Source organism: Spongiibacter tropicus DSM 19543 (assembly GCF_000420325.1).
GTDB classification, from domain to species: Bacteria; Pseudomonadota; Gammaproteobacteria; order Pseudomonadales; family Spongiibacteraceae; genus Spongiibacter; species Spongiibacter tropicus.
In genome coordinates this window covers 1,029,802-1,041,473 of sequence record NZ_ATUS01000001.1, presented here as the reverse complement: position 1 = coordinate 1,041,473, position 11,672 = coordinate 1,029,802, and the positions used below count along the sequence as shown (strand labels likewise).

The window sequence follows — 11,672 nt, the reverse complement described above, 5'->3', positions numbered from 1 at the left end:
ATGCGGCAGAGGCTGTTAACAGCCTCTGTCAGAACCCTGGGGCCAAGGCCCCCTATCGGCTCGGCATGTGTTGAGCCGTTTTGCGTTGTAACGAGAAGGAAAGCACGTTGCGTTTGAAAACCCTGGCATTAGGCACCGTGAGGCAGTGGCACTGGGTGAGTTCTGCCGTCTGTCTGGTGGGTATGCTCGGTTTCGCGATTACCGGCATCACACTCAATCATGCTGCGAGTATTCCCTCGACGCCGCAGGTTTACAGCCTGGAAGTGATGGTTCCCGACAGTCTGGTCGAGGACTTGAACGCGCTGGCGGAGAAACCGGCCGGACTGCCGCGCGCACTTCGGCAATGGCTGTCGCGGGAGCAGGCCCTGAGCTTGTCTCAGGGGCGCGCTGAATGGAGCGAAGACGAGCTCTATGTCGCCCTGCCCAGGCCGGGTGGCGATGCCTGGCTGAGTCTGGATCTGTACAGCGGTGACTTGCTCTACGAGCGCACCGACCGTGGCTGGGTGGCTTACTTCAATGACCTGCACAAGGGGCGTGACACCGGTACCGCATGGAGCTGGTTTATCGATATTTTTGCCGGGGCCTGCGTGCTGTTCTCGCTTACGGGGCTGCTGCTATTGCAACGCCAGACACGCCACCGGCCGTTTACCTGGCCCGCCGTCGCGCTGGGCGTGTTGATTCCGTTTTTATTAATCATTCTGTTTGTTCACTAGTTGGGGAAAACCATGAGGAAAAAAGGCTTATGGCTGTGGGTGCTGCTGTGCTGCTCGACGGCCCACGCGGGAGAAAGCTGGCTGGATGTCGAACTGCCCACGATTGATGTGGCGGAGTACCACCGTCCCTATGTGGCGATATGGATTCAAGGCAAGGGCAGCCGCGATGTTCACAATGTGGCGGTGTGGTATCAGCTCCGTGACGGCAGTGAAAAAGGTGAAGAGTGGCTTAAGGACATGCGCCAGTGGTGGCGCCGCAGCGGTCGGGGGCTGGATATGCCGGTCGATGGCATCAGTGGTGCGACCAAGGCGCCGGGCCAGCACCGTGTTGAATTGAATGCTGCACTGCAGGCGCTGCCCGCCGGTGACTATCTGCTCAATGTTGAGGCGGCCCGGGAAGTGGGCGGTCGCGAGCTGCTGAAAATTCCCTTCAGCTGGCCTGCCAAGGCTGCCCAGTCGCTTTCCGCGCAGGGGGAGACCGAACTCGGCCGCCTGCAATTGCATCTCGAACCCTGATCTTTCCTATTCGCAAGAATGACCGAGGAGAAAAGCTATGAAACTCATTAAACCCGCTCTGTTTGCACTGGCCTTCAGCTTGCCGATGGCGGCAGATGCTCATCGTGCCTGGTTTCTGCCCGCATCCACCGTGCTGTCGGGTGAGCAGCCGTGGGTGACAGTGGACGCCGCTGTATCCAACGATATTTTCTATACCGATCACGCGGCCATGCGCCTCAGTTCACTGGATATCACGGCCCCGGATGGCAGCAAGGTGAAGGCGGAGAATCCCCACACCGGCAAGCTGCGCAGCACCTTCGACCTGCAACTGAAGCAGGACGGCACCTACAAAATTGCCATTGCGGGAAGCGGCTTGCGCGCTCGCTGGGAAACCGCCGACGGCAAGCGGGCGTTCTGGCCCGGTCGCGGCCAGCAGCCCAAGCCCGGTGACTTTGAAAAAGCGGTACCCAAGGATGCAAAGAATCTGCAGGTCAGTTATTCATCGCGCCGCATCGAAACCTTTATCACGGCGGGACTGCCTTCCGAAAAAGCGCTGGCACCCAGCAACGACGGCCTTGAAATGCAGCCGATTTCTCACCCCAACGATCTGTTTGCCGGTGAAAAGGCCAGTTTCCGTTTTCTGATTGACGGCGAGCCTGCCAAAGGCGCCAGCGTCACCGTGATTCCCGCCGGTGTGCGTTACCGCAACAGCCAGGACGATATCACCGTGACCGCTGATGCCGACGGTGTCGCCAGTTTTGCCTGGCCTGCCGCAGGTCGCTACTGGTTAGAGGCGGAGTACAAAGACGGCAAGGCCAAGCCGCCGGCCACCGAGCGCAGCGGTGTTTACGTGGCAACCTTTGAGGTTCTGCCGCAGTAATTGCTGATGATCGACTGGCAAACGGTGTTCTACGCGCTATTCGCTGTTACGGCGTGGCTGTTGTTCACCTGGCAGTGTCTTCGGGCCTACCGACTGGCCCAGCCCAGTGAGGGTGACGGTCGGGGGGATGTGCTGGTGGCCTACGCCAGCCAGAGTGGTCGCGCCCTGGGCATTGCTCAACGGCTGGCGACAAGCCTGCCTGACGGTGCGCGATTGCTGCCGCTGAACCGGCTGGATCTCGACAGCTTGCAGTCTGCTCGTCAGCTTTATTGCATTGCCGCGACCTATGGTGAAGGCGAAGCGCCGGACAATGCCGCGCGCTTTCTCTCTCAGTTCGCGCAGGCGGCGTTACCGGACCTGTCCTCGCTGCGCTATCAGGTGCTGGCGTTGGGCGACCGCGAGTACCCGCATTTCTGTGCTTACGGCCATCAGCTCGATGCAGCACTGGCTGAGGCTGGGGCGGAGTGCGCGGTCAATTGTGCAGAGATTGATTGCGGCACTGACCAGATGGCACAGGCGGTTGATCAGTGGCTGGGTGCGATTGTGGGGGAGGCTGTCACCGCAGAGGCCGCGCATGGCTACGGCGAGTTTTTGCCGTGGACCTTGCAGAGTCGACGCTGTGTGAACGAGGGCAGCCCCGGCGCGCCGATGTATGCCCTGCGTTTATCGCCGCCAGCCACGCAGGCTGTGGACTGGCAGGCGGGCGCGATTGCGGAAATTCGCCTGCCCGGCTCGGCCATGCGCGCGCGGGAATACTCCATCGCCTCACTGCCGCAGAGCGAGTCAGTGGAGCTGCTGGTGCGTTTGCAGTATGACGAACACGGGCAAGCGGGCATGGCGTCCGGCTATCTCTGCGAGCAGATGGCGCTGGGGGAATATGTCGAACTCAAGCTGCGCGCCAACCCACTCTTTGCCACGCCGGAGGGCGATACGCCACTGATCCTTATCGGTGCTGGCTCTGGTCTTGCGGGATTGTGGGGACATCTCCAGGCAAGGCGACAGTCGGGCTATCGGCAGAACTGGCTGGTGTACGGCGAGCGCTCCCCGGCGTGTGACCGTCCCTACGCCGATCAGATTGCTGAGCTGGAGCGCGACGCTTACCTGCCGGGGCTGGATTTGTGCTTTTCACGAGCGGAGCAGAACGCCGCCTATGTTCAGGAGGTTCTGCGTCAGCGCGCGCTGGCGGTACAGGATTGGGTCTCGCGCGGCGCGGTGATTATGGTCTGTGGCAGCCGCGACGGAATGGCGGGCGGGGTCGATGCGGCACTGCGGGAGGTGCTGGGAGATGCACGAGTCGAGCAGTTGGAGAATGACGGTCGCTATCGCCGGGATGTCTATTGAGTATCTGTTTGGCCTTATCAAACCGGGTCCGCAGTGGTCGGGTCTCGCGCTACTATGCGGCTTCATCATGATTTTGAAGAGAGGATACAAGGATGGATATCGGAATTTCTGCTGAAGACCGGGATGCGATTGCCCAGGGCCTGAAGGGCTTGTTGGCAGACTCCTACACGCTGTATTTACAGACGCATAATTTCCACTGGAATGTGACCGGCCCGCAGTTTCGGCCGCTGCACTTGATGTTTGAAGAGCAGTACACCGAATTGGCGGTGGCTGTGGATGATATTGCCGAGCGCATCCGTTCACTGGATGTGGCGGCGCCCGGCACTTACAAGGCCTTCTCCTCGCTGACGGCGATCAAAGAAGTGGAAGAGGTGCCCGAGGCCAAGACTATGGTCGCGATGCTGTGCGAGGGTCACGAGCAGGTGGTGCGGCGCTGTCGCGACGTGCTCAGTCTGGCGCAGGATGCCAAGGATGAGTCATCCGCCGGGCTGATTTCAGACCGCATGCGCCTGCACGAAAAAACGGCGTGGATGCTGCGCGCGATGCAGTAAGGCCGTTGACCGGCGCCTCAGTGGCGCCGGTTCAGCGTCATGCCTCATAAGTCGGCAGCGCTCACGCCATGCCTCGGCTGATCCGACGGATTTCCCGCATATGCTCCACCACCTGCTGCATTCTTGCCACGATGGCTTCTGCCTCCGGATTCAGTTGGGCGGGGGTTGATCGGCTGGTAAACAGCGTCACGCCAAGGTAGTGCTCCAGACGGGTGATCTGTCCGCTCATGGTGCCCGGAGTGACATTGCAGAAGCGCGAGGCTTCCTGCAATGAGCCTGTTCGGAGCAACTCGACAACGTACTCAATCGTTCTGCAATTCACGGTTTTCCCCTTCTGCTTTGCCTTTCTTAATATTAGTTTTGTCTATCGAAATAATAAAAATGATTGTTTCTATGCTTGTGATAGTAAAAGGCAATGATCAAATCGTCTTATCCTGATCAGCGCTGTAAACCGCGGGTCTCCCCGGTGAGGGAGGCGGCAATGACGCCGGGTTGATGGCGGCGCTTGCTATCCGTGGCGGCGTTGATTATTATGAGAATGGTTCTCATTTGTGTTATTGGCAGTGCCAGGTGATTACGCCTCGTGCACTGCCAGCGTCCCATTTCTTCTCCGGCCGGGTCTGTCGCTTCGTGAAGTACGCTGATCAAAAGCTTAAAACCTATATGACGCATCGCGCGGCGCTGGTTGACTACGCGACGCCGATTATTGGCTGTCGCGCGCGGGCGGAGGACATTGTTCAGGACGCCTTTCTTCGCTATCTCCCCGGCGGTGAAGCACCCTCGGTGTCGGGAGTGGCCTACCTGTACCGCATCGTTCGCAACCTCGCGATTGATATGTTGCGGCGGTCGGCGATGGAGTCCCGGCACATGGATGGCAACAGCGTGTCGTGGCTGGAACCGGTGGGAGAGGCCAGTCCCGAGGAGCATCTGGTGCAGGGCGATCAGCTCGGGCGACTGGCCAGGGTGCTGGAACAGCTGCCTGAAAAAGAGCGTCTGGCCGTCGAGATGCACCGCTTTGGCGGGTATACTCTGGCTGATATTGCGGCGCGGCTGGAGGTTTCCACTGCGACAGTACATCGCATGATTCGGCAGGCGCTGGTGCAACTGGCCAGCGCGCTGGACGAGGACGCGCCGCAGTGAATGCCGGAGCGCGCCGCCTGCGACATGGAACTGCGTCTGAAAAAAGCGCTCCGATTATTCGTTTACTCAGCATTGACGCTATGCGAATTGGAGAGAGTCTGGCTCAGGATTGAGCCGGAACCCGGCAATGACCCACAAGCCTTCTAAACCCGACGCCGACGCGCTGCTTGAGCAGGCCATCGATTGGATGCTGCGCAGTGAGCAGGCGCCCGACGATGTGGAATTACGGCGCGAGCTGGCCGCCTGGCTGGCCGCCGATCCCGGACACGCATACGCCTGGCAGCGCGCACGCAATGTGTGGAATACGATGGGCGGAATGGAGCCCGATCGCAGCCAGTGGCCCGCAGCGGTTGAAGCGGCCGAGCGCCGCCCGGAGCCGGTGGCGCCGCCGCGTCGTGGAGTACTGAAGCCCCTGCTGACGGTTGCGGTGGCGGCGTGTCTGCTGGTGGTGTTGGGGCCGTCTCTGCGTTTGCAACTGTTGGCCGATCATCAGACCGGCAGTGGCGAACTGCGTGAAGTCTCGCTGCCCGACGGCAGCCGCGTCCACCTCAGTGCCGAGAGTGCGATCCGCACCGATTACTCCGATGGTGAGCGACGCGTTGAGCTGCTGGCAGGGCAGGCGTTTTTCGATGTGGTGCGCAATGCCCAGCGGCCTTTTGTGGTGAGTGCCGACAGCATGGATGTGACCGTGCTGGGTACGTCATTCGATGTGCAGAATGCCAGCGGGCTGTATGCCGTGAGCGTACAGAGTGGCGCGGTGACGGTAAGCTATGACGGCGATCTGGGGCATCAGCTCGTGCCCGGCCAGCAGCTGACACTGGAGCGCCGCAGCGGTGAGCTGCGGGTCGATAGCATCGCGCCTGAAAACGTGGCGGCCTGGCGGGAAGGGCGGCTGTTCGTTCACAACCGCACTGTGGCCGATGTGGTGGAGGCCCTTGATCGCTTCTATCCCGGCAGTATTTTTATCGCCGACCCGGCTCTGGCGCAGCGTCGGGTGACCGGCAGTTATGACCTGAGGTCTCCCGACCTCGCCCTGCGTGGTCTGATCCAACCTTACAGCGGGCAGGTGCTGGAACTGGGCGGCCTGCTGCGCATCGTACGGGGCTCCTGAGCCCCCGCTTTCCGCCCTTTGGGCGCAAATTTCAACTTTTCCTGATTCCCATGAAAAAAGTCGTGAGGCTGTTCGTTTTTGAAGAGCAGTTTCTGCGAATGAGATTTATTTTTGATTGGGAAGTGTTGCATGTTGAGGTGCTGGAAAAGCCGGATTTTCTTGTCGGTGCTGTTGAGTCTGTGCGGGGTAGGGAGTGCCGTTGCGCAATCGGCTGCGGCGCCGCTACGCCATTTTGAGATTCCCTCCCAATCCCTGCATCTGGCGCTGGGGCAGTTCGCCCGGCAGTCGGGGATGCAGGTGTCGGTGGATGCGCCCACGGTAGATGGATTGATGTCCTGGCCCTTGTCCGGCGAATTCACGGTGGATCAGGCCTTGAACACCCTGCTCACGGGCACCGGCCTGCAATGGTATTTGAGTGACGATGCCACCGTTGTGCTGCAATCGACAGCGGTCGACGGCATGACCCTGCTGCCCAAGCTGAAAGTGGAGAGCGGGGTCGATATTGCCGCCGAGGACGCGCCCTACCGTGCGGCGGAGTCGTCGAGTGTGATCACCGGCGAGCAGATTGCCCGCTTTCGCGGTACCTCGGTCGGCGATATTTTTCAGGGCACGCCCGGCGTACTGGTCGGCGAGAACCGCAACAGTGGCGGCCTGGATATCAATATTCGCGGTATGCAGGGACAGAGCCGGGTGCCGGTACTGATCGATGGCGCTCGGCAGGAAACCACTGTGTATCGCGGTTATGCGGGGGTGGCATCGCGCAGCTATGTCGATCCCGATCTGATCGGCGGCATCGATATCAGCAAAGGCCCGGTGATGGATGCCGATGGTGCCGGTGCGACTGGCGGTGTGGTGAGCATGCGCACGCTGTCGGTGGACGACATCATCACCACCGACAAGGATTGGGGCTTGCGATTGCGCGGCAGCCTGATGAGTAACAGCAGTCGACCGCCCAGTGCCGGTACGGCTGCCGGGGTGAACGGCACCGGTATGGTATACCGCGTGGATTGTGCCTCACCGGGGCTCTGTGAAGGTGAACATGCGCTGCCGGAGAGCTTCGGCGAGCCGTCGGGGATGGATCGTCCGGGGTTGCTCGATTTCCGCAGTTGGGCGGGTAGTCTTGCGCTGGCCAAGCGCTTTGAAACCGTCGATGTGGTTATCGCCTACGCGCAGCGGGATCAGGGCAACTACTACACCGGCAAAGATGGTCCGATTCCCGATGTAGAGCTGCAATACCGCGAGCTGCCGTTCTATACCGAGGTGACGGCGCTGCGCGAGGGAATTTCGCGTTTTCGCGGCGAGGAGCGCGTGGTCAACAGCAACAACAAGAGCAAAAGCCTGTTGCTGAAAAGCGATATCTACCTGCCGGACGACCAGCTTTGGACATTGAGTTACCAGCGCTACGACAGTGAGTACGGCGAGTTGATGCCCTCGCAGCTCATCTGGCTGGAGAAAATACGCCAGACCGAGAGCAGCACGGTGACTGCCGATACCTACACCAGTCGCTACCAGTGGAATCCGGGTGATCGTGACTGGCTGAATCTGCGGGCCAATCTCTGGCATACCCACACCCGGTCGCTGAACCGCAGCTACTCCGAAGATATCTACGAATCGTTCAACTCTCCCGAGCCAAAAGCGGAGACCTACGACCGATATGGGCTCGATCTCAGCAATGAAATGACGTGGCAGGGCTGGGGTGAGCACCTGCTGTCCTACGGGCTCAGCGCTCAGTGGGAGGATATTGATACTCCAATTCCTGCCGAGGATCTGGAGAATCCGCTTGCCAATGCGGCGTTTGGTCGTATCGGCGAGCGCGACGAGCTGGCGGCATTTCTCAACTGGCAGTGGCAACCCTGGGAAGAGCTGACCCTGAACAGCGGTATTCGTTATCTGCGGGTGGAAACCGAAGACCACAAGCCCATTGTTCCTCAGGGTGAGATGCAGTGCGTTTACGATGCCACCGGCGAGTGCGTTGAAGAAGTGTATGTGGAGAGCATTTACTGCGTGGATCGCGATGGCGACGGCGAGTGCGATCCGATTAGCTATCGCACCCGCAACAGTGGTTCTGCGCCGGTTTTCAGTGTGAGTTGGGAGCCCTGGCTGAACGGTGTGCAGTTTTATCTGCGCCACGCGGAAGCGCTGCGGATGCCCAGCCTGTTTGAAGCTACCCAGGGTTGGTCGGTAAAGCCGGCGTTGGATGTGGCGCTGCGTCCCGAACACGCGACGAACCGCGAAGCGGGGGTGAATGTACTGCGCCGCGACGTGCTGTTTGAGGCCGACCGCCTTGCCCTGAAACTCGCGCGCTTCCGCAACCTGACCGAGGACTATCTGACTCGCACGTCTCCCAATGTTTGGGAGGAGGGCAATGAAATGTTCGTGATGCGCAATATCGACAGTGTCGAATTGCATGGCACCGAGCTGAGTGTGGAATACGATCAGGGCCGCTTTTACGGCAGCGTTGCCGGGACCAAATACGACCATATCGAAGTCTGCCACTACGGCAGTTATCGGCGTGAACGCTGTAACGATTACGGCGTTGCCAACTCCTACTTCAACAACATGATTCCCCCCGAGTGGCACGCGACGGTAACGCTGGGCGCAAGGCTGTTCAAAAAACGGCTGGATACCGGCCTGCGTCTGACCTATATGGGGCAGCGCACACCCACTCCCCCTTTTAACGATGACACGGCACGGGGTTTCAACAGCCCGGTGCCGTGGCACGCCTACCGACTGGTCGACCTCTATGCGAGCTGGCAACACAGCGAGCAGTTGAGTGTGGATTTCAATATCGACAATGCCACCGATCAGTACTACCTCGATGCCCTGAGTCTGGGCATGGTCCCGGCGCCAGGCCGCACTGCGCGGCTCAGCCTGACCTGGAGTTTTTAACTTTCGCTCATTAATGGAGAAATCATCCATGCGACCTCTTACAAAATTGCGCGCACTCATGTGCGCCTCGCTGCTGCTTGCCGCCTGTGGTGGCGGTGGTGGTGGCGGAAGCAGCAGCCCCAAACCTACCGCTGATGCGGGCGATGATCTCACGGTACAAATGGGCGACACGGTTGACCTCGACGGGTCCGCCAGCAGCTCCCCGCGCGACGGTGCAGCGCTCAGCTATCAATGGACGCTGGTCGCCCAGCCGGAATCGAGTGAGGCCGAACTGGTCGATGCCGATACCGCATATCCGAGTTTTGTCGCGGATTTTCCCGGTGAGTATGAAGTCGACCTGCTGGTCAACGACGGCACCCGGGACAGTAATCACGATCGCCTGATGGTCACGGCGACGAACCCGGACCCGGTAGCCGTGGCTCAGACCGAATACAGTGAGCTGGTCGGAACGAATGTGGCCCTGGACGGCAGTAACAGCTTGCCTCCCACCGGTGGGGATGCCGCGTTGCTGGAGTACGAATGGACGCTGGTCAGTCAGCCCGCTACCAGCACGGCGGAACTGACGACACCCCATTCGGCGGTCAGTGGCCTGTACACCGACGCCGTGGGCAGTTATCTGGTGACGCTGGTTGTGCGCTATGACGGCAACGTCAGCAACACCCTGGAGATTGAGGTGATGGCGAACCTGTCCAACACCAAGCCCACCGCCGATGCGGGTGGCCCGTATACCATTGAGCGCGGTCAGGCGCTGACGCTGGACGGCACTGGCAGCAGCGATGCCGATGGCGATGATCTCAGCTACCGCTGGTATATGTATATGCCGGGCAGCAGCAATGGCTATATCGCGAATGGCAACTACATGAAAAACGGTTCTGCGCTGCGCGTTGAGTCGGCGCTGGATGGTGCGGATACCGCGACCCCGACGATTACTCCGGATGTCGCGGGTGACTGGCAGGTGCATCTGGTGGTCTACGACGGCACGGCGCCGAGCGGCATCAGTACCGCCAAAATCACCGTGAACGTGCCCGAGGGCGCAGAGAACACGCCGCCGGTGGCCAGCGAGAATATCACTCAGCGCACCGACGCCTACTCGCCAGTGTATTCGCAGGAACTGGAACTGGGTGGCGCGGGCTATGTGTCCGGTAATTCCTGGGATCTCGATGGCGATGATCTGACCCAGCGCTACCGTTGGGTCAGCACGCCGGAGGGGTTTGAGGAGCCCGATCTCAATGCCATGTCCTGGCCGTATTTTTCTGCCACTCACGAGGGCGAATATCTGCTTGAAGTGATTGCCAACGATGGGCAGGCCGACAGTGCGCCGCTGGAGCGAAAATACATTGTTCGCACCGGGGCCAATCGTGCGCCGCGTCCCGCAGTGGCTCCTGACTCAATCACTCTGTCAGTTGGCGAAGTGGCCTGGTTTGACGGGCGTGGCAGTTCGGATCAGGACGGTGACAGCCTGACTTACCACTGGCTGCTGTTCGATAAGCCGGATGGCAGCGCCGCTGAATTGCAGTATGAAAATGTGGTGACCGAAGAAGGGGTTACCCTGAAAAATGCCCGAGCTGGGGTGCTCACCGATAAGCCCGGCATATACATCGCCTGGTTGTGGGTCACCGACAGCCACGGTGTTACCACGTCGCAGCAGACGATTTCTTACGGCAAAGTGATGGCGAAGGGCTCAAATAGTGCGCCGACCGTTGAACGCATCAGCAATGACAATGCGCACCACCGTATTCGTCATCGCAACACGCATTTCGATACCGAAGATCAGCCTTACATCGCGAACGGCGAGCCGCTGACCTTTCACAGTGTGAATGTTGTTGATCCCGACCTGGACACGCTCTACTACCTGTGGACGCTCTCGCAACCGGAAGGCAGCGACCTGACGGATGCCGCCGATACGGCAGACTTCTACAGCGGCATTGCGCAGGTGCCAGGACGTTATACGGCGTCGTTCCTCGTCAGTGACGGCATTGATACTTCGGAGGAAGAGTCGATCAGCTTTGATGTAGTGGCCCGCGAGGACTACCCCAGCCTGTTGCTGGAAGATTACTTCTCCGCCGAGATCAACTCGTGGGATAACTTCTTCAAAGGGACGTCATCCAACCTGAGCTTCCCGTTACAGAAGGCCTTCCCCTATTGGTTGCACGACTCGGGTTCTTTCCCCATCAATCATTGGAAGCTGGAGCTTGGTGACAACATTATCAAGAACTACCGGCTCACCGCCTACGGTGGCGATTACACCATTACCAATCTGGTCGTCGAGCCGTCTGAGAACGCTGACTTCCCTGAAATTACCGGGAAAATTGTCGGCCTGACGAATGGGCAGGTGATCGAGGAAGGTGAAACCGTGGAGTTCAGCCTGATCATGAACCTGAGCGGCAATATCGACAACAGCGGCAATGGTACCGACAACATTGTGGACGGGCTGTCGTACCAGTTTGATGTTGCGGAAAAACCCGGCTGGAGCTTTGAGTATCGCCCCCACGTGTATTAATCCACGTTTGATCGCGGCGAGGTGTTGGCCTCGCCGCGTTTTCTTTCCTCAG

The 11,672-nt window shown here is 59.8% G+C and carries 10 protein-coding genes; 9 read left to right on the top strand and 1 reads right to left on the bottom strand.

Annotation, left to right across the window (positions count from 1 at the left end; translation table 11 throughout):
* Positions 1-107: 107 nt before the first annotated feature.
* From G411_RS0104990 to G411_RS0104970, 5 genes are all read left to right on the top strand, one after another.
* Entirely contained in the window at positions 108-713 is a 606-nt protein-coding gene (locus tag G411_RS0104990) for a PepSY-associated TM helix domain-containing protein (protein WP_022958077.1), read from the top strand.
* A gap of 12 nt (positions 714-725) precedes the next feature.
* On the top strand, positions 726-1,229 hold the full coding sequence (locus G411_RS0104985) for a DUF2271 domain-containing protein (RefSeq protein ID WP_022958076.1): 504 nt from the start codon (positions 726-728) through the stop codon (positions 1,227-1,229).
* A 37-nt stretch (positions 1,230-1,266) separates the two neighbouring features.
* Complete coding sequence (locus G411_RS0104980; protein WP_022958075.1) at positions 1,267-2,088, top strand: DUF4198 domain-containing protein; 822 nt, start codon at positions 1,267-1,269, stop codon at positions 2,086-2,088.
* A 6-nt stretch (positions 2,089-2,094) separates the two neighbouring features.
* Entirely contained in the window at positions 2,095-3,429 is a 1,335-nt protein-coding gene (locus tag G411_RS0104975; protein ID WP_051151246.1) for a sulfite reductase subunit alpha, read from the top strand.
* A gap of 92 nt (positions 3,430-3,521) precedes the next feature.
* On the top strand, positions 3,522-3,980 hold the full coding sequence (locus G411_RS0104970; protein WP_022958073.1) for a Dps family protein: 459 nt from the start codon (positions 3,522-3,524) through the stop codon (positions 3,978-3,980).
* Positions 3,981-4,041: 61 nt separating this feature from the next.
* On the opposite strand, the gene G411_RS21795 is transcribed toward G411_RS0104970, so the two are convergent.
* Positions 4,042-4,302 (bottom strand): LysR family transcriptional regulator, encoded by a 261-nt coding sequence (locus G411_RS21795; protein ID WP_169530613.1) that lies wholly within the window; start codon positions 4,300-4,302, stop codon positions 4,042-4,044.
* Positions 4,303-4,550: 248 nt separating this feature from the next.
* Here G411_RS21795 and G411_RS0104960 point away from each other — a divergent pair, with 248 nt between their 5' ends.
* From G411_RS0104960 to G411_RS0104945, 4 genes are all read left to right on the top strand, one after another.
* Complete coding sequence (locus G411_RS0104960) at positions 4,551-5,120, top strand: sigma-70 family RNA polymerase sigma factor (protein ID WP_211218291.1); 570 nt, start codon at positions 4,551-4,553, stop codon at positions 5,118-5,120.
* Positions 5,121-5,247: 127 nt separating this feature from the next.
* Positions 5,248-6,231, top strand: a complete 984-nt coding sequence (locus tag G411_RS0104955) for a FecR family protein (RefSeq protein WP_022958070.1) — start codon at positions 5,248-5,250, stop codon at positions 6,229-6,231.
* A gap of 129 nt (positions 6,232-6,360) precedes the next feature.
* Complete coding sequence (locus G411_RS0104950; RefSeq protein ID WP_022958069.1) at positions 6,361-9,120, top strand: TonB-dependent receptor; 2,760 nt, start codon at positions 6,361-6,363, stop codon at positions 9,118-9,120.
* Between the two features lie 28 nt (positions 9,121-9,148).
* Positions 9,149-11,620 (top strand): PKD domain-containing protein, encoded by a 2,472-nt coding sequence (locus G411_RS0104945; RefSeq protein ID WP_022958068.1) that lies wholly within the window; start codon positions 9,149-9,151, stop codon positions 11,618-11,620.
* The last annotated feature ends 52 nt before the right edge of the window (positions 11,621-11,672 follow it).